The following is a 25,746-nucleotide window of genomic DNA, read 5'->3' on the forward strand; positions in this document are numbered from 1 at the left end:
TCCGCTACAGCCCGCGCTCCTGCAGGCGACGGTCGATGTCCTTGAGCGTGATGCGCGCGGCGAAGAGCTGGCGGTAGGTCGCCGTCTTGACCTTGTCCTGCGCGCGCAGGTCGTCCATGCGCTCGCTTACCTGGGCGAGCTCCGCGCGCACGCCCTGGGCGAACTCATCGTATGCGGCAAGTCTTTGCTCGTCGGTCATGCCGAGCGTCCTTCCTTCCAACAATCACGAGGGTCCAGCCATGGGTCCAGCCGCGGCGCCGCCGAGCGGCACCGCAAGCGTCCCCCTATGATACCCCGGCGCACGGGCACGGGCGGCGGCATGGTACCATAGCAAAAAGGCATACCGAATCACACCACACACGCACGAAAGGCCATGCCGTCCATGCCGCTGTTCCCGCCGCATAAGCCCCAATCAATGCGCCAGCCCGTCTGGCGCGGGCCCGGTGCCGCCTCGCCCGAGCAAGCAGGCTCCCCAGCCAAGGGGGCGGAGGTCGCCAGCAGCCAAAAGGGGCCGTCGGTGCCGCTCGGCTCGCTCGGCCGCCGAAACGCGGGCGCTTCCCGCACGCAGGCACCCGGTGCCACGGCATCATCGCTGCTCAGGCGCTACCGTCCGCTCGAGACCCGCGCCACGGGAGGCTTTGGCAGCGTGGAGGTCTGCCTCGACACGCGCCTGCAACGCCGCGTGGCAATCAAGCGCATCCCGCTCTCCTCGCCCATGGGCACCGCGCCCGAGAGCACGCGCGACGCCGCACTCGCCGAAGCACGCACCGCAAGCATGCTGCAGCACCCCAACATCGTGTCGGTCATCGACTTCACCTATGACAGCGCCTATGCCTACCTGGTCATGGAGTACATCGACGGTATGTCGCTCGAGGAGTTCCTCGCCGGCGTGGAGGGCAACTCGCTTACCTACGACGAGGCGGCAGCGGTCGCCGACGCCCTCGCGCAGGCACTCGCCTTCGCGCACGAGAACGGCGTGCTGCACCTCGACATCAAACCCGCCAATGTGCTGATCGACCGCAACGGCCACATCAAGCTCACAGACTTCGGCATGGCCACCCTCACGAGCGCAGCCGGCTTTGGCGGGGCGCGCGGCGGCACGATCGGTTACATGGCGCCCGAGCAGCTGCGCGGCGAGGTCGTGGACGAGCGCAGCGACGTGTTCTCGCTGGCAGCCGTACTCTACGAGGCGCTCTGCGCCACCGCGCCGTTTCGCGCCGGCACGCCGGCAGACTCGCTCAAGCGCATCGAGAAAGGCGTCATCTACCCCTCGAGCCTGCTCGCGGACATCCCCCAGAACACCGAGGACGCGCTGCTCTGCGCCCTCGCGCCCAACGCGGACGATCGCCCCGCCACCATAAGCGACTTCGGCGATCTCTTCGGCGCCCACCTGGGCAATGCCCGCGAGGGCCGCCGCAGCCTCGCCCGCATCATCGCACGCCTCACCGCAGACGACGATGCCGAGGAATCCGGTGGCGAGACGACGCGTGCGCGGCGCGACCGCGTATGGGAGCTCGACCCCGCCCAGGGCTGGCTCGGCAGCAGGACCAATCGTGCCCGCGCGCTGGTAACAGGCGCCGTCGCAGGCGTCTCCGTAGCCGGAGCGGCCGCTGCGCTCCTCGCCGCCTTGGGACTTGCGGAGGGGGCGGCCCTCGCAGCGGCGGCCGTCGCCATCGGAGCCGCGGCAGCCATCGCCCCGGCGATCGGCTCGGCGCTCGTGGTCACCGGCTTTGTCATGCTCGTGCTCGGCGCGACCCCGATCGTGGGCGCGCTCGCGCCCGTCGCCCTCACGGTGGCCCTCGCCGCCGGCTGGTGGTACGCCTGGGGCCGCACGCTCCCGGCTAGCTCGGCCGTCTTCGCCGCGTTCGCCGCCCTCTCCGCCGTCACGGGCGACCCCGTGCTCTTCTGCGGACCCGTTGCCGTGTTCGCCGGCTGCGCCCTGCCCGCCGCACCCGCCGCGGCCAGCTGCGTGCTCGGCATTCCCTTCGCCCGGCTCTTCCAGACCGCACTCGCGACGGGCGGCCTCCTCGACGCGGCAGAGGCCGCGTCCTCCCTCGCGCACCCGGCGCTCTGGAGCTCCACCGCGCTCGCCGCGCTCGCCGCAGCGACAACGGCGCTGCTGCTCGACCGCCACGCGCGCAACCTGCAGAACTCCCGCGGAAACGCCATGCTCATCGCGGCTAGTACGCTGCCGCCGATTATGGTCGTTTTGCTCCTCTGTCTTGCACACCCTGTGGAAATTGCCAGCTTGGTGACGTACCGCATCGCCATAGCTCTGGGCGTGGGCGCGCTATCCTCTATAATCGTCTGCATGTATGTGTATGCACTGGGCTATCTAAGAGACCTCCCGGAGGGTGATTGATCGTGAACTTCCTTTCCGTCTTCGAGGACCGTGTGGCCGGAATCTTCGGGGCCGCCCGCGCGCCGTTCTCGTTCAAGAAGCTCGCCAAGCAGGCGGCGCACGAGATGGAAGACGCCACTCTCGTGGTCAATGGCGTCAACACGGCGCCGGCGCTCTACACGATTCTCATTTCCGGCGACGACGACTCCTTCATGGCGCCGTATTATCCCGAGCTCTCCAACGAGGTGAGCGAGTTCGTGAAGGCCCAGGCCGAGAAGAAGCGCTATGTCTTCGTGGGCGAGCCGCTCGTCCGCTTCATGATCGACCCCGAGCTCAAAGCCGGTCGTTTCTCGGTCTTTGCAGAGAACGTCGACGCGCCCACGCTCGGCCGCCTGTATGAAGAGGAGCGCGCCTACCAGAAGGGCCTTGCCCAGAACTTCCGCAACAACGAGGCCATGAACCGCAGCAAGGAAGCGCCCATGCCGCGTCAGCAGCCGCGGGCGGAGCAGGGCATGCCGGCGTCTGCGAACGTCGCGCGACCCGCCATGCGTCCGCTCCCGCTCGTGGACGCCGTCCCCGCCGGCGCTGCCGGCGCTGCCGGTGCCGCTGCGGCGGGCGCTGCCTCGAACCTGGCAAGCGCCCCGGTGGACCCCTTCGCCCCCTCGATGCCCGATCCGGCGCAGCCCATCCCCGTGCCCAAGACCATCACCCGCGAGGCGATGGCCGGCGTGGGCGGGGCGGCAGCCACGGGCGCCGCGCTCGGCGTGGCAAGCGTCGCCTCCAACATGGCCAGCACCCGCAACCCCTCGCCCGTGCAAGCCACGGCCCAGCTCGTCGACGTGGTCACAGGCGATACCTTCGAGGTAACCGGCCCCGTGTGCATCGTCGGCCGCGAGCGCGCGGTCTCCAACGTGGCCCTGCGCGACCCCAACGTCTCGCGCCGTCATGCCCAGCTCATGGCCACGGGCAGCGACTGGTCCATCGAGGACCTCAATTCCACCAACGGCACACTCGTGAACAACCGCCGCATCACGCGCTGCCCGCTGCGCAACGGCGACCTGCTCACCTTCGGCCTCTCGACCTTTGAGTTCAGGAGCTGAGCGACATGATCGACGTCATCCTCTTCATAGGGCGCATCGTCCTGGTGGTGATCCTCTACATCTTCCTGTTCGCCGTCATGAAAACCGGCGTGGGACTTGTGCGCGGCCAGCGCCGCGACTCCGCCATCTGGACCATCGACGTCGACAAGGGGCCGCGCGGCATTCGCGGCATCCATGTCGACATGCTCGGTCCGGTGATCGTGGGCCGCTCGCCCAGCTCTGACATCTGCATCAACGAGCCGTTCGTCTCGGCCTCGCATGCGCGCTTCTCGCTGCAGGGGCCCGCGCTGGTGATCGAGGATCTCAACTCGCTCAACGGCACGCTCGTGAACGGCCGTCAACTCGTGGAGCCCGCCACCCTGCGTGAGGGCGACGAGGTGCAGATCGGCGACGTCGTGATGAAAGTGAACCGTCGATGATGCCCGACGAGCACATAAATCCGGACGAGCAGAACCCCCGGGCCGTCGGGGCGCCGGCAATCGGCGCGCATGCCGCGCCGGTGGAGTACCCGAGCGTGGAAGCGCACGGCAGCGCTGCGGCTCAGGGTGGCGTGGGAGCTCACGGCAACGCCGCAGTGTTCGAGCCGCTTGGCGGTGGTCAGGCGACCGCAATGGACGCCAACGCACCAACCGACCGTAACGTTTCCGCAGGTATGAGCGATTTGCCGAGCGATGAGCAACCGCTCCCCCGCCCCGATACCACCGCCGAGATCGATGTATCGCTCGTCGAGGCGCATCTGAGCGATCCCGGCTCCACACAGAGCTTCGCCCCCATCACCGACGACCGCATCGAGACCGACTCGACCTACGACGCCGGCACAAGCACCACGCTCATGTGGGGCGCTCGCTCCGACGTGGGCTGCGTGCGCAATCACAACGAGGATTCCTACCTGGTGCAGCCGCCGCTCTTCTGCGTATGCGACGGCATGGGCGGACACGCCGCCGGCGAGGTCGCCTCGTCCATAGCGGTGGAGACCATAGCCAAGCTCGCGCCCAAGGAAGCCGACCCCATACGCCTGGCCGCCGCCGTTGAAGCAGCGAATTCCGCCATCATCGAGGCCGCCGCGAACGGCCTGGGCAAGGCGGGCATGGGCTGCACCGCGACGACCGCCTACATCGAGGGAACCACGATGGCCATCGCGCATGTGGGCGACTCGCGCGCCTACCTGCTGCACGAGGGCACGCTCATCCGCGTCACGCACGACCACTCCTATGTGGAGGAGCTCGTCGATGCCGGCGAGATCACGGCAGACGAGGCGCGCGTGCACCCCAACCGCTCGGTCATCACGCGTGCGCTCGGCTCCGACCCCGCCATGTACGCCGACCATTTCCAGCTGAACATCATCGAGGGAGACCGTCTCATCCTGTGCTCCGACGGCCTGTCGAGCATGATCTCCGACGGGGAGATCGAGAGCATCGCCACGCAGTCGCCAACCGCGCAGATCTGCACGGACAACCTGGTCGACGCCGCGCTCAATGCCGGCGGCGGCGACAACGTGACCGTTGTGGTGGTCGATGTAGTGGACGACGGACGCATGCGCGAGCTCGTACGCCGCCGCAAGCGCAACTTCCTCATCGCACTCGGCAGTCTGCTGGCAGCCATAGCGCTCGCCTGCACCATCGCGTTCTTCATGATCTCCAACTCGCTGTTCCTCGGTGTCTCCGATGGGCACGTGGCCATCTACTCAGGTGTTCCCGCGAGCTTTATGGGCCTGGACCTCTACAGCCTCTCCGACTCGACGACCATCGACATCGAAGACCTGCCCGAAGACACGCAAAACCGCCTGCGCGCAGGCATCCCGCAAGCCAGCATGGACGAGGCGCGCGACACCCTCTCCAGCTACCGCCAGCAGATCGATGCCGAGATGACGCGTCAGGCGCAGGACGCAGAGGCCATCCGCAATAGCACCGAAGGGGACGCCGCATCCACCGAAGACGATGCCGCCGCAAGCGGGGCGGACGCCGCTGCGGCGCCAGCAGCAGACGAAGCGGCTCCAGCGGATGCCGCGGCCGACGCTGACCCCGCTGAACCAGCACCCCAGGGAGGCGATGCCTGATGGGTAGCCGCAGGAATACCGAGCTCATGCTCCTCATCGGCGCTGCGTTCCCCGTAACGCTGCTCTACGCCCTCTACGTGGTGACCACGGGCACCGCCCTATCGTTCACCACGCTCGCCGTGCCGCTCGGCCTCTTCGCCGGCTTCGCCGCGGCGCATATCGCCGTTCGATTCCTCGCCCCCGGGGCGGACCCGGCGATTCTGCCGATCGTCTTCGCCCTCTCCGGCGTGGGCATCACCTTCATCACGCGGCTCGACTCCTCGATCGCGATGAGCCAGATCGTGTACCTGTTCGTCGCCATCGGGCTCATGGTGGGCACGCTCGCACTCGTGAAGAACCTCGATATCATCAAGCGGTACAAGTACACCTTGGGCATCGCAGGCATCGTGCTGCTCCTTTTGCCGATCTTCATCGGCGTGGACCGCTACGGCTCGAAGCTCTGGATCGAAATCGGCTCGTTCACCGTGCAGCCCGGCGAGTTCGCCAAGGTCTTCATCGTGCTCTTCCTCGCAGGCTACCTTGCCGAGAACCGCGAGCTGCTCTCCATCTCCAACCACAACGTGCTCGGCATCAAGATTCCGCGCCTGCGTCTTTTGGCTCCGCTGTTCGTGGTGTGGGGCATCTGCCTGGCGGTCGTCGCCTTCGAGCGCGACCTGGGTAGCGCCCTGCTCTTCTACACGCTCTTCCTCATCATGCTCTACGTAGCCACGGGCCGCGTGTCGTACGTGATCATCGGCATGCTGCTTTTGGGTATCGGCGGCTTTGGCATGTACCAGCTCATGGGCCATGTGCGCACGCGCTTCGCCATCTGGCTCGACCCGTTCTCTGATCCGCAGAACGCCGGCTACCAGCTCGTGCAGTCGCTCTACTCGCTTGCCGACGGCGGTCTGATGGGCACGGGCATAGGACGAGGCATGTCCACCACCATCCCCGTCGTGGAAAGCGACTTCATCTTCTCCGCCATCGGCGAGGAGATGGGGCTTCTCGGCGGCGCTGCGATTCTCTTGCTGTTCATGCTCTTCGCCGTGCGCGGGCTCACCACCGCGGCGCGCGCCAAGAGCGACCTGGCCGCCTTTAGCGCGACGGGCCTCACCGCCGCCATCTCCTTCCAGGCTTTCCTCATCGTGGGCGGCGTGACGCGCCTCATCCCGCTTACCGGCGTGACCCTGCCCTTCATGAGCGCGGGCGGCTCGTCGCTTTTGGCGAGCTTCATCATCGTGGCGCTGCTCATGCGCGCCGGCGACGAGGCAACCGGCCGCGAGACCGAGCTCACCGGCACGGGCATCATGACCGCCATGCCCGATGCGCCCAAGGCGCCCGCTGCGGGCTCGCCTGCGCTCAGCGCCGTGGGTACGCGCATCTTTGGCGGACAGCGCACCCCCGGCTCCTCGGGCTCGATCGGCGGCTCGCACGCACGTCCCGGCTCTCGCATGCGCCGGCGCCTGCTCGACACGCCCGAGTCGGGCGTGCTCGGCCGCGTTGCCCTCGCCAAGCGCCTCACGCGCACCGTGTTCCTGTTCACCGCCGTGTTCGCCGTGCTCATCGGCAACCTCACCTACATCCAGGTGATCAAGGCAGACGAGTACCGGAGCATGCCGAGCAACAACCACACCATCGCGCGCCAGGCCTACATCCAGCGCGGGTCGATCATCACCTCGGACGGCGTGACGCTTGCCGAATCCGTGGCACAGGGCGACGGAACCTACGTGCGCTCCTACCCCAACGGCAACCTTGCCGCGCACACCGTAGGCTACTACTCCACGCGCTACGGATCTTCCGGCGTGGAGAGCACCATGAACGACACGCTCACGGGATCGGTTGATTATTCCAGCTGGGAAAACGCCTTCATGTCCCTTGCCGGCGTGGCCCAGCCGGGCAACTCGGTGGTGCTCACCCTCGACTCGCGCATCCAGGCGGCCGCCGAACGGGCGCTCGAGGGCTACACGGGCGCCATCGTGGTGCTCGACCCCCGCACGGGCGCGGTGCTCGCCAAGGCGAGCTCGCCCACCTACGACAACACCGATATCGAATCCGTGCGCGCCAACGGCTCGTCCGACTCCTCCGAGTACGACCGGACCACGCAGGCGCTCTACACGCCCGGTTCGACCTTCAAGGCGGTCACGCTCGCCGCGGCACTCGAGACGGGCACCGCCACGCTCGACTCCGAGTACGATGCCCCCTCCGCGCTCGAAATCGGCGGTGCCGATGTGACCAATATCGACCGCCTGAATTTTGGCACCATCAGCCTGCGCCGGGCCTTCGAGCTCTCCGCCAACACGGCGTTCGGCCAGGTGGCTGTCGCAACCGGGGCGGACAGCATGGTGCAGTTCTCGCGCGCCTTCGGCTTTGGGCAGTCGCTCGGCCTGGACTTCACGACCACGCCCTCGATCATGCCCGACCCCGATGAGATGACCGAATGGGAGCTCGCTTGGGCGGGCGCCGGCCAGCCCGTCGGCCAGGGCCATACGCCCGGCCCGCAGGTCACCTGCATGCAGAACGCCGTCATCGCCGCCGCCATCGCCAACGACGGCATCGTGATGAACCCCTATGTGGTGCAGCAGGTACTCTCGCCCGACGGCACCGTGGTCTCCACCACCGAGAGCCGCTCCCTCGGACAAGCCGTGAGCTCCGACACCGCCAGCCAGGTGGCCGAGGCCATGCTCGGCGTGGTCCAGAGCGGTACGGGCAGCGCCGCGAGCGTCTCGGGCGTGCAGGTTGCCGGCAAGACCGGTACCGCCGAGACCTCATCGGAGCACACCAACTCGACCTTCATCGGCTTCGCGCCGTACGATAACCCGACCGTGGCGATCTCCGTTGTTATCGAGGACTACTCGGAGCACGGACACTCGGCCGCATCGGTCGCGGGCAGGGTCCTCGCTGCGGCGCTCGCCGCCCAGGGGCTCTGAGGCGCATGGCGATAGGGAGCGAACGCACGGGAACGCGGGAAGCAAGACGCCCGCGAACCGAGCAGGCGGGGCGCGCGACCGGGATGCCGACCGCGACCGCACGAGAGGTAATCACGTCCGTCCTTAACAAGGGTGCGGACGCAGAGGTTGTTAGGAGCTAATCAGATGGTGCAGCAGGTGCTCGGGGGAAGGTACCTCCTCAAGGACAAGGTGGGCTCTGGTGGCATGGCCACCGTGTACCGTGCGCAGGACCAGGTACTCGACCGCACGGTCGCCGTGAAGATCATGCTTCCGCAGTACGCCGCGGACGCAACCTTCGCCGCGCGCTTCAAGCAGGAGGCTCAGGCTGCCGCCGGCCTCTCCAGCCCGTATATCGTGGGCGTCTACGATTGGGGCAAGGACGGCGACACGTACTACATCGTGATGGAGTACCTGCGCGGCACCGACCTCAAGAGCGGTGTGCGCTCGCACGGGGCGCTCGACCCCAAGAAGGTCGCCCAGATCGGCAGCCAGATCTGCGGCGCGCTCTCCGTCGCGCACAAGCACGAGATCATCCACCGCGACATCAAGCCGCAGAACATCATGGTGCTGCCCGACGGGAACATCAAGGTGATGGACTTCGGCATCGCGCGAGCCAAGAACAGCCATCTCACGCAGGACAACAACGTGCTGGGCACCGCGCACTACGTATCGCCGGAGCAGACCCGCGGTCAGGAGCTCGGCCCCACCTCCGATATCTACTCGCTCGGCGTGGTTATGTACGAGTGCGCCACCGGACAGGTGCCCTTCGACGGCGACGACGCCATCTCGGTCGCGCTCAAGCAGGTCAACGAGCTGCCCGTCCCCCCGTCGCAGATCAACCCCAACCTCGACGCCGACCTTGAGCGCATCATCCTCAAGTGCATGGAGAAGGACCCTGCCAACCGCTTCCAAACCGCCGACGAGCTGCGCCAGGTGCTCAACAGCTACCTCGCCGGTCGCCAGGTCGACGTGCCCGAACCCACGCGCGTGCTCGGCGCGGTACCGGTCTCCGGCATGGGTGCAACCGAGACCCGTGTGATGAGCGATCAGACCCAGGCCATGGTGCGCCCCGTCGGCTCGGGCAACACGGCCGTTCGTCCGTCGTCGATTTCCGGACGCTCCAACGCCTCCAGCTACGAGGACGAGGAACCCAAGGGCGGCAAGGGCAAGATCATCGCCGGCATCATCGCCGCGATCGCGGTCATCGGCATCATCGCCTTCATCGCCATGTCGACGCTCGGAGGCGCCGCCTCGGTCACGGTGCCCAACGTGCTGGGATCCACCGAGGAAGAGGCCCGCGAGGCCATCGAAGCAGCAGGACTCGAGGTCGGCCATGTCGACCACGGTTACAGCGACGAGTTCGCGGAAGACGAGGTCATGGGCCAGACGCCGAGCGGCGGCATGGTCAGGCGTGAGGGGGATGAGGTCGATATCACCATCTCTCGCGGACCCGAGCCGGTCGAGACCGTGCCCGTGCCCAACCTCATGGGCATGACGCAGGAAGAGGCTGAGCAGGCACTCGAGGAGGCGGGGCTCACGCCCAGCGCCAGCACCGAGGCAAACGATGCCGAGGAGGGCACCGTCTTCGAGCAGAGCCCCGTCGCCGACGAGGAAGTCGAGAAGGGGACCGTCGTGACCTTCAAGGTCTCCAGCGGGCCTGACACCACCGCCGTACCCAACGTCACGGGCGACAGCCGATCAGCCGCGACCTCGGCGCTCAGCAACGCGGGCTTTGGCGTGGATTACGAGGAGCGCTATAGCTCCTCCGTCGCAGCGGGCTATGTCATCAGCTACAGCCCCGGCGGTCAGCAGGCACCCGGCACGACGATCACCTTGGTCATCTCGCTCGGACCGGAGCCCGAACCAGAAACCGATCCCGAGCCCGATAGCCCTGAGTCACCCACCTCGCCCGACCAGGCCGTTACGGGCAATGGCGACGAGGAGGCCTCGCAGTAGGCGCTCAGGCCAGTATGGCAAGTGAGCTTCGGCAGCTCTGACGCGGGGCTGCGCGCGTGGCGTCTGTCGCAAGCGCGCAACTCCAGCCTCGCATCTGCCGAAGTTCGCGAAGCTGCGGTCTTGTGCTAGACTTTCTCTCATGCCTCCGTAGCTCAGGGGATAGAGCACCGCTCTCCTAAAGCGGGTGTCGACGGTTCGAATCCGCCCGGGGGCACCAGACACATCACGGGCCGGGATGCATGTGCGTCCCGGCCCGTTCTGGTTTCTCACTACCTACGCTCGCTGCAGTCCCGCATCACACAACGCCGGTAGACTCATGCAACGGTTCGCCAAACGCATCCTGCGGTGACAGGGCGATCCGATCGCTGTGATGCCGCATGCAACCCCGATTTGGCCGTGGGGCAATCCTCTGTGCGCTCTCTGCACGCTTTTTAGGCCAAAACTCCTCCTTAGTGTGCCTAAAGCGCACAGAGGTTGACGTTGGCATGCATGCCCGAAGTCCGCAGGGGCAGGAGCTGCCACGCGCGCCCTAGCCATAGTGCCTTGGCTACAGCTAACATCTGGCAGGGCCGCTATGCCACCTCGACGACGCCGCCATCGCGCACGGTGACCTTCATGCCATCTTGCACGTACGCCAAGAACTCCTCGCCCAGCGAATCTATGACGGGCATGGACACATCATCGAGCCAGACGTCCGCGAGCACCGCACCAGCTGCGGCAAGCGAGTCTATAGGCTCGGAGAACAGCATGCACGCAGGCTGGCGCTTCATCGCGCAGGCGCAGTAGAGCACCAGGCCACCCGTCGTGGAGCCGATGGTCTGCGGCAGGCAAAGCGCTCGACCGACCATCTGCTTGCCATAGAGATCGGGGTTGTTCTGGTCGCCGCAGGTCGCCTTCTTGTCGCCAAACTGCAGCGCCTTTTGGAACGACGCCAGCGTGTTGAGACCGCCGTGGCTCACCACGGCCTCGGCGATCGCCTCGCCTGGGGAGATGACCCGTCCGGTAAACGTACGCATTAGCGCTCGCCTCCCTTCGCGCCCTGGGCGCCGCCCGTGATCTGCTCCAGAATCTCGTCATCGGTGTAGTAGCGCGCCGTCGTGTAGGTGCGCAGCTTGTTGCTCGATGTGATAACCGGCATAGTGCTGCATAGCGGGTTGTTCATGTACATGAGCGGGCAGATGTAGGAAACGATCACGCCCATGGCTTTGAGGCACACGGCGTACGGCGTCTCCTCGAAACGCTTGATGACCGCCGGGGCGGCAGTGAACACCGTGGGCACGACAACGCGGCTGCGTCCCGCTGCGGCAAGCGCCGCCTCGAGCCGCTCGGTCCACGTGATGAGCTGGTTCAGGCTCATGTGGGGGCACCCCATGAAGCAAAGCTTAGGTCTGGCGTCCGGGTTCTTCCACACCACCGGATAGCTGTCGTAGACGCGCTGAAGCTCGGCATCGTCGATTACATACGTCTTGGCGCCGTCGCGCACAAGGTCACGACCTTGCGCGACCGCCTCAGGCGTGATGCCCTCGACGTGATAGAGGCCGACGGCGCCGTTGGAGGCCGTCGCCGCACCAAAGTCCTTGAGGTAGGTGCGCGCATCCTCGTCGAGCTCGCCAAGCCAGCGATCGAGCCCGACGATGTAGGGCACGTCTTCCATGACCTTCATGCCGATGGCCGAACCTAGCAGCTGCGCCTCGGGCTTGCTCGACGTCTTGATCTCAACGACCCAATCCGCTTGGCGCCCTTCATCGGTGAGCAGGCCGAAGTACGGGACATAGCCCACGACCGAGCCCATGAGGTCGATGATGCCCGAGTTGCGGTTGCACCGTGCGCCGAGCACCGAGTTGGCGTAGACCACCGCCGAGGACTCCGACCAGCTGAGCACCTCCCCCATCAGGGGCGTGTTGCCCACCTCGTCCATGTAGCATGTACAGGTAAAGGCATCTGGATCCATGAGGCCGAGCTCGCGCAACTGATTCTCGTAGAAGTCCTGCTTGGAATACATGAAGTGCTTGAAGACGATGTTCTGCAGGATGTTGCTCGGCACCGCCGGGTCAAGCGGACGCGGATCTGCCGAGAACTTCTGCTTGGACGCGGCTCCAGCCTGTATGAGCTGGTCCATGAGCTCGTAGACAGGCGTCAGAGCCTTGAGCCCGAACGATGTCACCAGATGATTGTACGTGCTGGTGACGGGGACCATCGTCGTTGCACCGAAGATCTCGCCATAACGCACGAGCGTCTCCATGACGCGGGCCAGCGTGTCGCCGCGAGCGCCATCGAGGATGGCTTGCTGCTCCTCAGATAGCTGCATATGATGCTGCATGATTTCCTCTCCTCCCCTGCTTAAAGCGAACCAATGGTTCGGGATAGTAAAAGTTTACGGTTTTCTTCAAGTTGTCAATCGCCCATCATGCCATCCTTCGAGATTTGCACCTGGCGTACTGGCATCGTGCCTTTTCCATAATGAATGCAGGCACTATCGTGCATTTTCCAAAAGAACCGCATTGTTGTCGTACGAATTATGCGTTTTATTATCACCAGTCGTATAATATGTTTTTTTAAAAAAGTAGTCGTACATATTCCGCATTATTGGTCACTTGACTGCAGTTTTTCTACGATGACCTCCCATTCATTGAGATTATGTACTGCATATTCCTTGGCAATGGCCGACTTTCCGCCTACCGCAGGACTTTCGAGTGCCCATGATGGTGAGCTCCGCACTTGCTGGCTGTCACGAGCCATCCAGTCGCCACTGCCGCCAGCCCTGAAGGCGCGCCGGCAGCCAAGCGGCACGGGCATCGACCGCGGCCCGCCCCGGCCGAGCGGCACGCCGCAGGCGCACTGCCCACCGCGCGCCGCGTCACCCCTAAATGCGCATCGCTGCTTCGTAGGCGCTCCAGATAACGGTGCGCAGGTTGCCCACGCGATCGCAATCACCCACCAGGTAGATGCCCTTGCCGCGAGGGGCAAGGGGCGCCGGATCATAGCCGACCGAGCTGATGACCGAGTCGCATGCGAGCTCGAATGCCGAGCCGTCCTTGCCGCGGCACACGATACCGGCTTCCGTGACCTCGGCAACCGTGGTCTCGAGGTAGACCGGCACCTCATGCAGCGCGAACCACTCGCGCAGATATGAGCTGTTGGCAAGGCACACGCCCGTTTGCGCGATGAGGTCGTCTTTCATCTCTACAATGAGCGGCTTCTTGCCGGTAAGCGCTAGCTCGTAGGCGATCTCACAGCCCGTGAGACCGCCACCCACCACGGCAACCGTCTCGCCCACAGGGGCACCGAGTAGATACTCGCAGGCTTCCACCATGCGCTCATGGCCGGGAACGCTGCGCATGACCTTGGGGACAGCGCCCGTCGCCACGATGATCGGCCCATCGCCAAACGCATGGACATCGTCCACCTCGTCATTGAGATGGACTTCGATGCCGAGCTGCTCCATCTGTCGCCGATACCACGCCAGCAAGTCGCGCAGCTTGCCCTTGTACGACTCAGCGCTCGCGGCGATGAAGGTTCCGCCGAGCTCGCCGGCCTTCTCATGGATAACAGGATGGTGTCCGCGCAGCGACAGCACGCGCGCTGCCTCCATGCCGCCGATGCCTCCGCCCACGATGTGCACGGTCCGCGGCTCCCGAGCCGGCACGATGCGGTGCTTGTTCCACTGCATGGTCTCAGCGTTGACCGCGCAGCGCGACATATGCAAGCTATCGTAGAGCGCCTGGTCGTTGGGCACACCCTTGTAGTGCGCCATATTGAAGCAGCCGTTGTGGCAGAGGATGCACGGGCGAATGTCCTCGGGACGATCCTCGATAAGCTTGGTGACCCATGCTTGGTCGGCGAGGAACGGGCGAGCGAAGCCGGCTCCGTCGAGCTTGCCGTCCGCGATGGCATCGGCGGCAACGAAGGGATCGAGCCTGCCGGCGGCGACCACGGGGATGTCGACGAAGCCCTTCAGGTGCTCCACGTCCTCGAGGTTGCAGTTCTCGGGCATGTAGATGGGCGGATGCGCCCAATACCATGCGTCATAGGTGCCGTTATCGCAGTTGAGCATATCGTACCCTGCATCCTGCAGGTACCGCGCCGCGCGCTCGGATTCCTCCATGTCGCGGCCGACCTCGGTGTACTCCTCGCCGGGAAGCGCGCCCGAACGGAAGCCCTTGGTCTTGGAGACCACACTGTAGCGCAGCGATACCGGGAAATCCTTGCCGCAGAACCGCTTGATAGCCTGGACGATCTCGACCGCGAAGCGATAACGGTTCTCGAACGAGCCGCCGTAGTCGTCGGTACGATGGTTCACATACGGCAGCGTGAACTGGTCGAGCAGATACCCCTCGTGCACGGCGTGTATCTCGACGCCATCCACGCCCGCATCCTTGAGGAGCTTGGCCGACTTAGCAAACGCCTCGACCATCTCATGGATCTCGGGCACGGTCATCTCGCGCGAGGGCACCTTGTCCGACCAGCGGTTGGGCGATGGGCTCGCGGTGGCGCAGATCCTGTCGAGATCCATGAACGGCTTGGAAAGACGCCGCAGCACCGGATTCGAGTAGAGCTGCTCCATCATCGCGCTTATCGTGAACGACCTGCCAAAGCCCGCCGTCAACTGCACGAAGAGCTTGGCCCCCGTCTTGTGGAACTCGGGCATCCATGCGGCGAGATCCCGATACATCTTCTTGTTCTTATAGAACCACTGGCCAAACATGGGATTGTAGACCGGCTGGCATCCCGGCAGGACAAGACCGACGTTGTTCTTTGCGACCTCGAGGATGAAGCGGGCTCCCGCTTCGTCGAAATGGTTCTTCTCCATCCAGCCGAAAAGATCCGTTCCGCCCATCGACGTGAGCACGATACGGTTCTTGATGGCGCACGTCCCGATGTTCCACGGTGTGAACAGCGGTTCCAACCTTGTATCCATGCGACCGCCTCTCCCTCGTTGCGATTTCCCCAACCGCCCGCGTGCGCCCCGCCGAGCAGGCGTCAGCGGCGCTTCCACGCGGCCCTACGACCACTGACCATTATAGACAGCCGCCCCCCCGTACGAGCAGCAACCTCTTAGCGCATCATAAGTTGACGCTACGTCAACAATGACGGAAACTAAAGACACGAACTCGATCGGTCATAGACCAGAGAGGATACGCGCGCCATGGCAACCTCCGACAGCACCCGCGGCAGCCGCGCCGCCCGCTACACCTATGACGCCCGCCGCAATGAGATACTGCAAGCGGTGGTGGACGTCTGCGCCGACGAGGGCATCGGCAACCTCTCCATCTCGGCGGTAACGAAGCGCGTGGGCTGCACGCGGTCGCTGTTCTACCACTACTTCCCCAACAAGACCGTCGCACTCGAATCCGCGCTCGACTATACGATCGACATGTTCATCTCACGGTTGCGTACTTGGAACGAAAGCCGCGTCTTCGGCGACATCGAGGGCGCCCTCGACAGCATCGCCGCGCTGCTCAAGTCCCTCGTGCTCGAGATGCCCGGTATCTCCGGCTCTATCACCGCGGGCGGCGACGCCGTGCTCTACACCGCCTTCGTCGATCGCGTCGCCGAGCGCTGCGCTCGCTACATGTGCGAGTCGACCGTGGTCGATTTCGCCGCTCACCACGAGGTGCTCATCGACAACGTCTTCGAAACCTTCTACGTGCTCATCAGCGGGCTTATTCTGTACATCCGCTCCCATCGCGATGTGCCCGAGAGCGTGATCAAGGAGATCATCGCCTGCACCTTGCATATCGAGGGCTATACCGAGAAGTACGCCGAGCGCAGGCCAGTGCGCTAGACGGGCACAGCAGTCGCCGCGAACGTGTATCATAGTGCGGAGTTTGTAGGCGCGCCGCGCGCCATCTAGCTGCAAGGAGCATTCATGTCCAAGAACTGCAAGTCGCTCAAGATCTTGAGCTTCATTCAGGTCGTCGTCGCACTCGCCTGCATCTTCCTCGCGATCATCGCCCGCAGCGGAGTCGCCCTCGCCGAGGAGGAGGCTGGCTTTGCAGGCGTCATCCTCATGTATCTCGACAACTTCCTGTACGGTGCCTGCGGTGTGCTGACCATCATCACCGCGATCATGGGCATCCACGGCGCCAATCGCCCAAGCCGCCTGGGCAGCCACCGGCTCATCGCGATCATCACCGCGCTCTTCGCCATCCTGACCATCGTGGTCGCGGGGCTCGGCCAGGGGATCCCATCCGTCGCACTGCTCGTGCTCATCCTCTCGATCGCCGTGGCGATCCTGGACGGCATGTGCCGCGCGGAGCTCGACCGCTAGGACCCGAATCGTCCAGCCAGCTCAGCTTTCAAGCGATGACGCAGCCGCCCGGGACCGGGCGGCTGTCTTATGCTGGCAGACCGCGGGCGCGACCTATCCCCACGGGTCGCGCTCGAACAGCGGCTCCGGCTCGGGACGGCGGTCCGAATAGGGATCGTAGCCGTCATCGTCCTCGTTCTCGGCACGGATAAACGGGTCGCGCTGCACACGCGCCCCCGCCGCGCTCCGAGCAGCAGACCGCAGCTCGCTGGAACGATTCCCCGTAACGTCGTGGGTCGCCGCCTCGCTGCTGGCGTCAAGCCCCATGGTGGCACCTCGCATTTCCGCACCTAGCATCTTCACATCACCTGCAGGCGCTCCAGCGCCCACCATGTACAATAGCGGACGAAACGCAAACGCGCACGTGCTGCACCGGCAACGCGCCGCCCCCGCCGCGCGCCACAACGAGGAGCATTATGGAGACCATCGCCAGCTTCACCGTCGACCACCTCGTGCTCGAGCCCGGTGTGTACGTATCGCGAATCGACCGCGACCCCGCGACCGGCGCGGTGGTAACGACCTTCGACATCCGCCTCACAGCGCCCAACCGCGAGCCGGTCATGAACACCGCCGAGGTGCACACCATAGAGCATCTGGGTGCGACCTATCTGCGCAACGATGCCACTTGGTCCAGCCGGGTTGTCTACTTTGGCCCCATGGGCTGCCGCACGGGCTTCTACCTCGTCGTTTTTGGCGAATGCACCTCGCGCGACGTCATCCCCCTCCTGCAGGGCCTCTTCCGATTCATCGTTGGCTTCGAGGGCGATATCCCCGGCGCTGCGCCCGAGGCGTGCGGGAACTACCTCGACCAGAACCTCCCTGCCGCGCAATGGTGGGCACGCCGGTTCCTGCTGGACACGCTCGAAGGGATCGACGAGGCGCACCTCGCCTACGCAGCCCCAGCGAGCGGCTGCTAACCCGCTTGGAGCAGCAGACGGCGAGGCATGGCCATGGCGAGTGCCTTGGTCATGCCCCCTTGCCCCGCTCAAGCGCGGACATCTCTCTCGCAACCTGGGCGGAGCAGCCCCGCCGCGCGGCAGGAACCGCTCCGCCCCTCATGAAGCATTAGACCTCGTAGGTCTGCGCGGGGCCCGTGCCCTCCGGCGCCACGAAGAAGCCGCCGTCCAAATCCGCATCGACGGTTACCTGGTCGCCCTCGTGCACCGTGCCATCGATGATCGCGCGGGCGATGCAATCCACGACCTCGCTCTGGATGAGGCGCTTCAGCGGACGAGCGCCGTACACCGGATCGAGGCCGCCCACGGCGAGCATCTGCTTTGCCGACGGCGTGATCGCGAGCGTCATGCGGCGCTCCGCAAGGCGCTTGCGCACGTTTGCCAGCTGGATGTCGACGATCTGCTCGATCTCGTCCATGCCGAGCGGATGGAACACCACGATGTCGTCGATACGGTTCAGGAACTCCGGACGGAAGGTCTGGCGCATCGCCTCATCGACCTCGCGCTTGAGCGCCTCCTCATCCGAGCCCGCATGCTCGGCGATAGCCGAGGAGCCAACGTTCGACGTCATGATGATGATCGTGTTCTTGAAACTCACCTGGCGCCCCTGGCCATCGGTCAGGCGGCCGTCGTCAAGCACCTGCAAGAGCACGTTGAACACATCCGGGTGCGCCTTCTCCATCTCGTCGAGCAGGATGACGCTGTACGGACGCCGCCGCACCGCCTCGGTGAGCTGGCCGCCCTCGTCGTAGCCCACATATCCTGGGGGCGCGCCGATGAGGCGCTGGACGCTGAACTTCTCCATGTACTCGGACATATCGATGCGCACGAGCGCGCGCTCGTCGTCGAACAGACACTCCGCCAGCGCCTTAGCAAGCTCGGTCTTGCCCACGCCGGTGGGACCGAGGAAGAAGAAGCTGCCAATGGGCTGGTCGGGATCGGAGAGGCCCGCCCGGCTGCGGCGCACGGCGGCGGCCACGGCACGGACGGCCTCGTCCTGGCCGATGACGCGCTTGTGCAGCTCGTCCTCCAAGTGCTGGAGCTTCTCCAGTTCGCCCTGCATCATCTTGGATACGGGCACGCCCGTCCAGGCAGATACCACCTCGGCGATCTCGTCCGAGGTCACCTGCTCGTTCAAGCCCTCGCCATCCCGCTTCTGCTCCTCGACCTCCTGCTCGGCGGCAGCCATCTGCTGCTCAAGCGCGGGGATGGTCGAGTATCGCAGCTCACCGGCGCGAGCGAAGTCGCCGTCGCGCGTCACGCGCTCGAGTTCGCCGCGCGCCTCATCGAGCTCGCCCTTGAGCTCCTGCACGCGGTCGATGGCGTTCTTCTGGTTGAGCCAGCCGGCCTTCTGCACGTTGAGCTTCTCTTGGACCTCGGCGATCTCCTGGCGCAGCGCCTCCAAGCGCTCCTTGGAGGCATCGTCCTCCTCCTTCATGAGGGCCTGCTCCTCGATCTGCATCTGGGTGAGCTGGCGCTCCGTGGCATCGATCTCGGCCGGCATGGAATCGAGCTCCATACGCAGGCGGCTCGCCGCCTCGTCCACCAAGTCGATGGCCTTGTCGGGCAGGAAACGGTCGGCGATGTAGCGATCGGAGAGGTCCGCCGCCGCCACGAGCGCGCCGTCGGTGATGTGCACGCCGTGGAAGATCTCGTACTTCTCCTTGAGGCCGCGCAGGATGGAGATGGTGTCCTCCACGGAGGGCTCGCTCACGAACACGGTCTGGAAGCGGCGTGCGAGCGCGGCGTCCTTCTCGATGTACTTGCGGTACTCGTCGAGCGTGGTGGCGCCGATGGCGTGCAGGTCGCCGCGGGCGAGCGCCGGCTTCAAGATGTTGCCGGCATCCATGGAGCCCTCGCCGGCTCCCGCACCCACAATGGTGTGGAGCTCATCGATGAACAGGATGATGCGGCCCTCCGCCTTCTCGACCTCTTTGAGCACCGCCTTCAAGCGATCCTCGAACTCGCCGCGGTACTTAGCGCCCGCCACGAGCGCGCTCATGTCGAGCTCGATGAGGTCCTTGTCGCGCAGGGTGCTCGGCACATCTCCGGCGACGATGCGCTGGGCGATACCCTCGACGATGGCGGTCTTGCCCACGCCGGGCTCGCCGATCAGCACCGGGTTGTTCTTGGTGCGGCGGCTGAGCACCTGGATGGTACGGCGGATCTCCTCGGAGCGGCCGATGACCGGGTCGAGCTGGCCGGCGCGCGCCAAATCGCAGACGTTGCGCCCGTACTGCTCGAGCGCTTCGAACTGCATCTTGTCGTTCTCGCTCATCACGCGGTCGTCGCCGCGAAGCTCCTGATAGACCTCCTGGATGCGTTCGGGCGTGACGCCGGCGTCGCGCAGCACGCGCCCCGCATCGCCCTTGTCCTCGGCAAGTGCCATGAGCAGATGCTCGGTCACCACGAAGTTGTCTTCCATCTTGGCGGCAAGCTTCTCGGCACGCTCCAGCACGCGCACCATGTCGCGCGAGAGCCCCATCTGGGTACCGTCGCCCGTGACCTTGGGCGCACCATCGATGGCCTCTTGAGCGGCCCGGGCGAGCGCGGCAGGCTCGGCGCCGATGCGCTCGATGATGACGGAGATGTTGCGCTCGCCGCCGCCGAGCAGCGCCGCCAGCAAGTGGATGGGCTCCACGGCTCCGGCCTCGGCATCGCCGGCGATGCCGATGGCCGTCTGCAGCGCCTCGCGGGAGGTCACAGCCAGTTTATCGATTCTCATGAGAATCACCTCTCTTGATTGACGGCGACCGACTCGCAGCCGCGCCGCCACCGCCCTACGGGGCGGATCTCGTTCGTTCGAGGCTATTGTTTCCGATTCCCGGCATCTTATACCAAAATCTAAGTCTCTCTATATAAGATTATCTAAGTCGATTTAAGAGATGACCGAAGCCTTCACCATCGCCCTGCTGAGCGCGCGCAGGGGCGCGACATGCGCTCGGTGCGGGAGAGGGCCCTACGACGGTGCCCTGATGCCCGATGCCAACCGGACACCCATAAGGGCACGCGTCATTTCTCGCCTCCGCAAGCTTTTGCGAACGTCGTCCCGTTCCGTTGCTATACTGACGGTATCGGCACTCTTGTCAATCGATGCGCCGCCGGCGCGATTGGAGCACGTATGGCACGGCTCAGCGTGGACTACTATTCCCCATCACTCATGCGTACGACAACCCTCGACGTGATCCTCCCCGTCGACGACCACGGCGAGGCGCTCGGCCTCGACGCGCTACGGCGGAGCGATCCCGCCGCCTGGGAGCGAACGCCCTACCCTCCGCAAAAGGCGCCGTTCAAGACCCTCTACCTGCTACACGGCATGTCGGGGAACCACCGCGACTTCGTGTCCGAGACGCGCATCCGCTCATGGGCGGAAAGCCGCGGCATCGCCGTCGTGATGCCATCGGGATACAACGCGTTCTACCTCGATCAACCCGGTTCCCACAACTACTACGCGCGCTTCGTGGGCCAAGAGCTCGTCGAGGTCAGCCGCCGCATGTTCCCGCTCTCCAACCGGCGCGAGGACACGTTCATCGGCGGCATCTCCATGGGTGCGTACGGCGCCCTGCGCAACGGCTTCAAGTATGCCGAGAACTTTGGGTCGATCATCGCGCTCTCCTCGGCGATGGTCATCAACGACATCGAGAGCATCGTCACCGACGACCTCTTCTTCCTGAGCCGCCCCTTCCTCGAATCGGTCTTTGGCCCGCTCGACCAGGTGCCCGATAGCGACAAGGATCCGCGCCGCCTCGCCGCCGACGTGGTCTACTGCGACCGGCCGCGACCCCGCGTGTACATGGCCTGGGGCACGCAAGACCCCCTCGCGCAGGCCAACCGCCTGCTGGCTGAGCGCTTGCGCGGCACGGGCATCGACGTGACGCAGGAAGAACTCCCCGGCGGCCACGACTGGGAGTTCTGGAACACCTCGCTCAAACGCGCGCTCGACTGGCTGCCGCTTCGCTAACCCATGACATCGGGAACGGGCCCGATCGCCGCGCTCGTTCCAAGCGACCCTGGGAGCGAGACCGCGCGACGCGCCCGCTCCGCCAACTCAAGTGTAAGGAGGATCCCATGGCCCTGTTGAGAGTCGACTTCTACTCGAACTATCTCAAGCGCAACGTCATCCTTACCGCGGTGGTCCCCGTGGACAAGATGGACGGCGAGAAGCGTGCTAAGCGCAGGCAGGGCCCGTACCGCACCGTATACCTGCTGCACGGTCTCTTTGGCCAGGATGTGGACTGGATCGACAAGACCCATGTGGTCGAGACCGCCGAGGCTCGCGACGTCGCGGTCATCATGCCGTCGGGCGAGGACGGCCTCTACCTCAACAAGCCCGAAATCAATGAATGGCACGGCAAGTTCATCAGCGAGGAGCTCGTCGACGTAACGCGCCACCTGCTGCCGCTCTCGCGCAAGCGCGAGGACACCGCGCTCGCCGGCATCTCCATCGGCGCATACACGGCGATGATCAACGGCATGCTCAGACCCGACCGATTTGGCAGCATCATCATGCTCTCCGGCGCGTTCATGCGCGACCGCATCCTCGAGGCCGTCGATTCGCACTCGCCGCGCAAGCGCAAGTACTACGAGCGCTTCTTTGGCGATCTTGACACGGTGATCGGGTCCGAGAAGGACTACATGGCCCTCGTGGACCGCTTCCGCAATGATCCCGAGCTACCCAAGCCACGCTTCTACGGGGCCTGCGGGGAGTCCGACAACCTCTGCCAGGCAAACCGCGATGTCATGGACCTCCTGCGCGAAGCCGGGTTCGATGTCACCTACTGGGAGCCCGAGATCGGCGGCCATGAGTGGCCGTTCTGGAACGCTTGGATCGATTGCGCACTCGACTGGTTCGCCCCCGGAGAGATGAAGCCATCCTCGGCGGAGGTGGACTACACCGCCCTCACGAGCCTGCGCGCGCCGGGCAAGCCCATCCCCATGACGGGCGAGGGGCCGGAATAGCGCGCCGCGCGAACGAAGGTCATACCGGGCTGCAAGCCCACCGCTCGAGCAAAGTTTGCGAGCAACGCCGGCCGCTCAGCAGGATCTGGCAGCCGCCGGCGCGGTTCCCGCGCGCTTCTACACCGCCACCTCGGCGATTTGCTCGTACTCCACGCCGTCGGCTTCAAGTGCCCCAACAAGACGCTCCCGCTCCTCAATCGGCGAGCACCACGCAATGCCGCAGCCGGCGGAAAGCGTGCGCGGCACCGGTATCAACCGACCGGGCACCCCGTGCACGGCGCAGACCTGCTCGGCTGCCATCGCGTCGGCAGTGGTGTGGAACGCCGCAACCACCTTGAGCTCCTTTTTGCGCATGCCCCCTCCAAAGAGACGTCGCCCTTCCCCAAACGGCAGCTGCCGAGCCGCGCGCACGCGACCCGGCAGCCTTCATGCAACCGGCGCCCAGCGGCCGCCCTTCGCAGCCGCCGGCGAATTCCTGGCATCTACTCGATGACGACCTCGAAGCCGTCCGCGGTCTCGGTCGATGTGGGCGTGCGCCCCTGCGACCGGGCGAACTTCTCGACGTTCGTCTTCTGGTGCGGCTCGTCCACGAGCACCTTCACCGGGCCGTCCGCCTGCTTGAGCGCGTCGGCCGTGAGCATGATGGGCTCGGGGCACGAAAGCCCGCGTGCGTCAACTTCAACCATGGTACCCTACTTTCCCTGACGCTTGTTCACGACGGCGATCACCGCGCACACGGCGATGCAGATGACCACAGCCACCTTGCCGGCCATGGGCACCGCGCCCATGGTAAGGGTCTGGGTGGCGGCGTCCATCGCGGTGCCGCTCGCAGCCAGCCCGAAGTTGTGGGCGAGTGCTGCACCCACGAACATGCCGAGGACGGTCACCGCGGAATCGGACGAGCCCTGACCAGCCAGCACGAGCTGGCGCAGCGGGCAGCCACCGGCGAGCACGGCGGCAAAGCCCACCGCATACATGCCGAGGATGTTCCAGAGGTGCTCGGAATGGGCGATGATACCGGGGGTGTCGAACGCGACGACGAAGTGGCCGGTCGCAATGTTGTAGACGAGCATGACCACGAAGAACGCACCGATGATGGTGATCAGATCGAAGTTCTTCATGAGGATGACGTCGCGGATGCTGCCGGCGAAGCACATACGGCTCTTCTGGGCGAGGGCGCCCACGATGAGCCCGCCGACAAGCGACATGATGATGGGGGCATGCATGCTACCGGGACCCGAGGTGCTGCTCTTGAGGAGCGTCGTGGTGAGGGCGAGGATCAGCACACCGGCAAGCAGCGCCGGGAGCACCACACCGCTGGCGGCGTTGGTCTTCTGCGCACGTCCCAGGCTGAAGCCCTTCTTGAGGGCGATGCAGCCCGTGCCGACGCCGGCAACAAAGCCGATGAGCGCAACCCATGCGTTGAGGTCGCCCGCGGACATACGGATGATCATGCGCAGCGGGCAGCCCAAGAAGACGAGCGAGCCGATCGCGAGCACCATGCCCAGCGCGAAGCGCGTCATGGGCGAGGAGCCCGCCATGGAGCGCCACTCCTTCGTGGCGACCGAGATGGCAAACGAGCCCAGCACCAGGCCGATGATCTCGGGGCGCGCGTACTGCACTGCCTCGGCGTTGTGCGTGCCCAGCGCTCCTGCGGTATCGCGAATGAAGCACGCGATGCAGAAGGCCATGTTCGCCGGGTTGCCGAAGAACGCGAGCACCGCGGCGACCACACCGACGAGCGCGCCTGCGACGGCAAGCCTCACCTTATTGCTCGAGAAATCCAATAGATCCATGCCGATTCCTTCCTAATCCTTGGCTAGTTCGGCTAGTGCCTGCACAGCGCTGTCAACCTCTTCCTCGGTGTTGAAGTGGGAGAAGCTGAAGCGGACGGCCCCCTGCGAGACCGTTCCCAGCGCCTTATGCATGAGAGGGGCGCAGTGCGCGCCGGGGCGCGTCACGATGCCGTATGTGAGGTTGAGCTCGTCGCTCACCTCGGAGGAGTCGTAGTCGCCGATGTTAAGCGCCACGATGGGAGCGCGGAGCTCGACATCGAAGTCGCCATACACCTTGATCGAGGGAATGGTGCGCACGCCATCGTAGAAGCGCCGCATGAGCTCGAGCTCACGGCTGCGGATCGTCTCCATACCGGTCTCGTTGAGATAGCCGACCGCCGCGGCAAGCCCCGCGATACCGTGCCCGTTCAAGGTGCCCGCCTCGAGCGCGGTGGGCATCTGGCTGGGATGGTGCCTGTTGTAGGTATCGATCCCGCTGCCGCCGCTCAGCAGCGGGCGCACCTCGAGGCCGGAGCGCACGTACATGCCGCCCGTGCCCTGGGGACCCAGCATGCTCTTGTGCCCGGTGAAGCAGAGCACGTCCACGCCGAGCTCTTGCACGTTGATGGGAAAGGCGCCGGCAGTCTGCGAGGCGTCGACCACGAAGACCGCACCGGCCGCATGGGCGATCTTGCCCACGCGCGCTATATCGACCATGTTGCCCGTGAGGTTCGATGCATGCGTGCACACCACGCCGCGCGTACCCGGCGTCACCGCGGCCTCAAGCGCAGCATAGTCAAGCACGCCGCGCTCATCTGCCGGCACGATCTCGAGCTCCACGCCGTGCTCCTCGAGCTCGTAGAGCGGACGCAGAACCGAGTTGTGCTCCAGCATCGTGGTCACCACGCGGTCGCCCGGCGAGAACAGCCCCTTGATGGCGATGTTCAGGCTCTCGGTCGAGTTGGCGGTAAAGACCATGCACGACGGGTGCTCGGCGCCAAAAAGGTCCGCCAACGCCTCGCGCGCATTGAAGATGGTCCGCGAAGCGTCGAGCGCCGCGTCCGAGGCGCCGCGTCCAGCATTGCCCATGTGCTCCATGGCAGAGGCAACCGCCTCGATCACGCATCGCGGTTTTTGAAACGTTGTAGCAGCATTGTCGAGGTAGATCATGGTATTCACCCTCCGTAGTAAAAGTGTATGGCTCACCATACAGAGGGTCGAATAGCTAGATGCTATAGTCAAGAGTGCTTTATTGATGATTTCTATAATGCATCGTCACGTCGGTAAGCGCGCATGTCCTCCGCACCGTGACCGTTGCCGACAAGCGGCCGCTGCGCACGGCACACCGCCGCAAAGGCGTCGCGGC

General features: G+C 65.2%; 21 protein-coding genes and 1 tRNA gene. 12 read left to right on the forward strand and 10 right to left on the reverse strand.

Annotation, left to right across the window (positions count from 1 at the left end; translation table 11 throughout):
- Nucleotides 1-4: 4 nt before the first annotated feature.
- Nucleotides 5-199: a hypothetical protein gene (locus C1717_RS02740; protein ID WP_102371702.1), complete on the reverse strand. Its 195-nt coding sequence runs from the start codon at nucleotides 197-199 to the stop codon at nucleotides 5-7.
- Between the two features lie 318 nt (nucleotides 200-517).
- Between C1717_RS02740 and C1717_RS02745 the strand changes: the two genes are divergently transcribed.
- From C1717_RS02745 to C1717_RS02775, 7 genes are all read left to right on the forward strand, one after another.
- Nucleotides 518-2,362: a serine/threonine-protein kinase gene (locus tag C1717_RS02745; protein ID WP_219722258.1), complete on the forward strand. Its 1,845-nt coding sequence runs from the start codon at nucleotides 518-520 to the stop codon at nucleotides 2,360-2,362.
- Between the two features lie 2 nt (nucleotides 2,363-2,364).
- On the forward strand, nucleotides 2,365-3,441 hold the full coding sequence (locus C1717_RS02750) for an FHA domain-containing protein (protein WP_102371776.1): 1,077 nt from the start codon (nucleotides 2,365-2,367) through the stop codon (nucleotides 3,439-3,441).
- Nucleotides 3,442-3,446: 5 nt separating this feature from the next.
- On the forward strand, nucleotides 3,447-3,860 hold the full coding sequence (locus tag C1717_RS02755) for an FHA domain-containing protein (protein ID WP_102371704.1): 414 nt from the start codon (nucleotides 3,447-3,449) through the stop codon (nucleotides 3,858-3,860).
- Nucleotides 3,857-5,497, forward strand: a complete 1,641-nt coding sequence (locus tag C1717_RS02760; RefSeq protein WP_245859378.1) for a Stp1/IreP family PP2C-type Ser/Thr phosphatase — start codon at nucleotides 3,857-3,859, stop codon at nucleotides 5,495-5,497. Before C1717_RS02755 ends, C1717_RS02760 begins: the two co-directional genes overlap by 4 nt.
- Nucleotides 5,497-8,403, forward strand: coding sequence for an FtsW/RodA/SpoVE family cell cycle protein (locus tag C1717_RS02765; RefSeq protein ID WP_102371705.1), 2,907 nt, complete (start codon nucleotides 5,497-5,499; stop codon nucleotides 8,401-8,403). Before C1717_RS02760 ends, C1717_RS02765 begins: the two co-directional genes overlap by 1 nt.
- A 165-nt stretch (nucleotides 8,404-8,568) precedes the next feature.
- A complete protein-coding gene (gene pknB / locus C1717_RS02770) occupies nucleotides 8,569-10,380 on the forward strand; it encodes a Stk1 family PASTA domain-containing Ser/Thr kinase (protein ID WP_102371706.1) in 1,812 nt (603 codons plus the stop codon).
- A gap of 141 nt (nucleotides 10,381-10,521) precedes the next feature.
- Nucleotides 10,522-10,597: transfer RNA gene (locus tag C1717_RS02775), tRNA-Arg, on the forward strand.
- Between the two features lie 355 nt (nucleotides 10,598-10,952).
- Here C1717_RS02775 and C1717_RS02780 read toward each other — a convergent pair.
- The 3 genes from C1717_RS02780 to C1717_RS02790 form a co-directional block, all read right to left on the reverse strand.
- Nucleotides 10,953-11,396: an aconitase X swivel domain-containing protein gene (locus C1717_RS02780; RefSeq protein WP_102371707.1), complete on the reverse strand. Its 444-nt coding sequence runs from the start codon at nucleotides 11,394-11,396 to the stop codon at nucleotides 10,953-10,955.
- Nucleotides 11,396-12,700, reverse strand: coding sequence for an aconitase X (locus C1717_RS02785; protein ID WP_102371708.1), 1,305 nt, complete (start codon nucleotides 12,698-12,700; stop codon nucleotides 11,396-11,398). The genes C1717_RS02780 and C1717_RS02785 overlap by 1 nt, the downstream gene beginning before the upstream one ends.
- Before the next feature lie 543 nt (nucleotides 12,701-13,243).
- Nucleotides 13,244-15,298, reverse strand: coding sequence for an oxidoreductase (locus tag C1717_RS02790; RefSeq protein WP_102371709.1), 2,055 nt, complete (start codon nucleotides 15,296-15,298; stop codon nucleotides 13,244-13,246).
- 228 nt (nucleotides 15,299-15,526) lie between these two features.
- Here C1717_RS02790 and C1717_RS02795 point away from each other — a divergent pair, with 228 nt between their 5' ends.
- Together C1717_RS02795 and C1717_RS02800 are read left to right on the forward strand one after the other, a co-directional pair.
- Nucleotides 15,527-16,165: a TetR/AcrR family transcriptional regulator gene (locus C1717_RS02795; RefSeq protein ID WP_102371710.1), complete on the forward strand. Its 639-nt coding sequence runs from the start codon at nucleotides 15,527-15,529 to the stop codon at nucleotides 16,163-16,165.
- Nucleotides 16,166-16,249: 84 nt separating this feature from the next.
- Entirely contained in the window at nucleotides 16,250-16,651 is a 402-nt protein-coding gene (locus tag C1717_RS02800) for a hypothetical protein (RefSeq protein WP_102371711.1), read from the forward strand.
- A gap of 93 nt (nucleotides 16,652-16,744) precedes the next feature.
- Here C1717_RS02800 and C1717_RS02805 read toward each other — a convergent pair whose 3' ends face one another.
- Nucleotides 16,745-16,957 carry a hypothetical protein gene (locus tag C1717_RS02805; protein ID WP_146003652.1) on the reverse strand — a complete coding sequence of 71 codons (213 nt, stop codon included), beginning with the start codon at nucleotides 16,955-16,957 and terminating at the stop codon, nucleotides 16,745-16,747.
- A 149-nt stretch (nucleotides 16,958-17,106) separates the two neighbouring features.
- On the opposite strand from C1717_RS02805, the gene C1717_RS02810 reads away from it, so the two are divergent.
- The gene (locus C1717_RS02810) at nucleotides 17,107-17,607 is read left to right on the forward strand and encodes an S-ribosylhomocysteine lyase (RefSeq protein WP_102371713.1); all 501 of its coding nucleotides are present in this window, start codon (nucleotides 17,107-17,109) and stop codon (nucleotides 17,605-17,607) included.
- Nucleotides 17,608-17,755: 148 nt separating this feature from the next.
- Here the strand turns inward: C1717_RS02810 and clpB are convergent, their stop codons facing one another.
- A complete protein-coding gene (gene clpB, locus C1717_RS02815; RefSeq protein ID WP_102371714.1) occupies nucleotides 17,756-20,371 on the reverse strand; it encodes an ATP-dependent chaperone ClpB in 2,616 nt (871 codons plus the stop codon).
- Nucleotides 20,372-20,767: 396 nt separating this feature from the next.
- Between clpB and C1717_RS02820 the strand changes: the two genes are divergently transcribed.
- Both C1717_RS02820 and C1717_RS02825 read left to right on the forward strand, forming a co-directional pair.
- Nucleotides 20,768-21,607: an alpha/beta hydrolase gene (locus C1717_RS02820; protein ID WP_102371715.1), complete on the forward strand. Its 840-nt coding sequence runs from the start codon at nucleotides 20,768-20,770 to the stop codon at nucleotides 21,605-21,607.
- 107 nt (nucleotides 21,608-21,714) lie between these two features.
- Nucleotides 21,715-22,605: an alpha/beta hydrolase gene (locus tag C1717_RS02825; RefSeq protein WP_102371716.1), complete on the forward strand. Its 891-nt coding sequence runs from the start codon at nucleotides 21,715-21,717 to the stop codon at nucleotides 22,603-22,605.
- A 117-nt stretch (nucleotides 22,606-22,722) separates the two neighbouring features.
- Here the strand turns inward: C1717_RS02825 and C1717_RS02830 are convergent, their stop codons facing one another.
- The 4 genes from C1717_RS02830 to C1717_RS02845 form a co-directional block, all read right to left on the reverse strand.
- On the reverse strand, nucleotides 22,723-22,959 hold the full coding sequence (locus C1717_RS02830; protein ID WP_102371717.1) for a putative Se/S carrier protein: 237 nt from the start codon (nucleotides 22,957-22,959) through the stop codon (nucleotides 22,723-22,725).
- A gap of 128 nt (nucleotides 22,960-23,087) precedes the next feature.
- Nucleotides 23,088-23,291 carry a sulfurtransferase TusA family protein gene (locus C1717_RS02835; protein WP_102371718.1) on the reverse strand — a complete coding sequence of 68 codons (204 nt, stop codon included), beginning with the start codon at nucleotides 23,289-23,291 and terminating at the stop codon, nucleotides 23,088-23,090.
- A gap of 6 nt (nucleotides 23,292-23,297) precedes the next feature.
- On the reverse strand, nucleotides 23,298-24,401 hold the full coding sequence (yedE, locus tag C1717_RS02840) for a YedE family putative selenium transporter (RefSeq protein ID WP_219722259.1): 1,104 nt from the start codon (nucleotides 24,399-24,401) through the stop codon (nucleotides 23,298-23,300).
- Nucleotides 24,402-24,413: 12 nt separating this feature from the next.
- Entirely contained in the window at nucleotides 24,414-25,550 is a 1,137-nt protein-coding gene (locus tag C1717_RS02845; RefSeq protein WP_102371719.1) for an aminotransferase class V-fold PLP-dependent enzyme, read from the reverse strand.
- Between the last annotated feature and the right edge of the window lie 196 nt (nucleotides 25,551-25,746).

Origin of the sequence: Enorma phocaeensis (assembly GCF_900186505.1) — a bacterium.
GTDB lineage: Bacteria > Actinomycetota > Coriobacteriia > Coriobacteriales > Coriobacteriaceae > Enorma > Enorma phocaeensis.

Coding starts and splice junctions, on each gene's coding strand:
- C1717_RS02835 (WP_102371718.1), bottom strand. CDS start 23,291: ATGGTTGAAGTTGACGCACGCGGGCTTTCGTGCCCCGAGCCCATCATG.
- yedE (WP_219722259.1), bottom strand. CDS start 24,401: ATGGATCTATTGGATTTCTCGAGCAATAAGGTGAGGCTTGCCGTCGCA.
- C1717_RS02790 (WP_102371709.1), bottom strand. CDS start 15,298: ATGGATACAAGGTTGGAACCGCTGTTCACACCGTGGAACATCGGGACG.
- pknB (WP_102371706.1), top strand. CDS start 8,569: ATGGTGCAGCAGGTGCTCGGGGGAAGGTACCTCCTCAAGGACAAGGTG.
- C1717_RS02755 (WP_102371704.1), top strand. CDS start 3,447: ATGATCGACGTCATCCTCTTCATAGGGCGCATCGTCCTGGTGGTGATC.
- clpB (WP_102371714.1), bottom strand. CDS start 20,371: ATGAGAATCGATAAACTGGCTGTGACCTCCCGCGAGGCGCTGCAGACG.
- C1717_RS02760 (WP_245859378.1), top strand. CDS start 3,857: ATGATGCCCGACGAGCACATAAATCCGGACGAGCAGAACCCCCGGGCC.
- C1717_RS02810 (WP_102371713.1), top strand. CDS start 17,107: ATGGAGACCATCGCCAGCTTCACCGTCGACCACCTCGTGCTCGAGCCC.
- C1717_RS02795 (WP_102371710.1), top strand. CDS start 15,527: ATGGCAACCTCCGACAGCACCCGCGGCAGCCGCGCCGCCCGCTACACC.
- C1717_RS02805 (WP_146003652.1), bottom strand. CDS start 16,957: ATGGGGCTTGACGCCAGCAGCGAGGCGGCGACCCACGACGTTACGGGG.
- C1717_RS02825 (WP_102371716.1), top strand. CDS start 21,715: ATGGCCCTGTTGAGAGTCGACTTCTACTCGAACTATCTCAAGCGCAAC.
- C1717_RS02785 (WP_102371708.1), bottom strand. CDS start 12,700: ATGCAGCATCATATGCAGCTATCTGAGGAGCAGCAAGCCATCCTCGAT.
- C1717_RS02845 (WP_102371719.1), bottom strand. CDS start 25,550: ATGATCTACCTCGACAATGCTGCTACAACGTTTCAAAAACCGCGATGC.
- C1717_RS02780 (WP_102371707.1), bottom strand. CDS start 11,396: ATGCGTACGTTTACCGGACGGGTCATCTCCCCAGGCGAGGCGATCGCC.
- C1717_RS02765 (WP_102371705.1), top strand. CDS start 5,497: ATGGGTAGCCGCAGGAATACCGAGCTCATGCTCCTCATCGGCGCTGCG.
- C1717_RS02820 (WP_102371715.1), top strand. CDS start 20,768: ATGGCACGGCTCAGCGTGGACTACTATTCCCCATCACTCATGCGTACG.
- C1717_RS02800 (WP_102371711.1), top strand. CDS start 16,250: ATGTCCAAGAACTGCAAGTCGCTCAAGATCTTGAGCTTCATTCAGGTC.
- C1717_RS02830 (WP_102371717.1), bottom strand. CDS start 22,959: ATGCGCAAAAAGGAGCTCAAGGTGGTTGCGGCGTTCCACACCACTGCC.
- C1717_RS02740 (WP_102371702.1), bottom strand. CDS start 199: ATGACCGACGAGCAAAGACTTGCCGCATACGATGAGTTCGCCCAGGGC.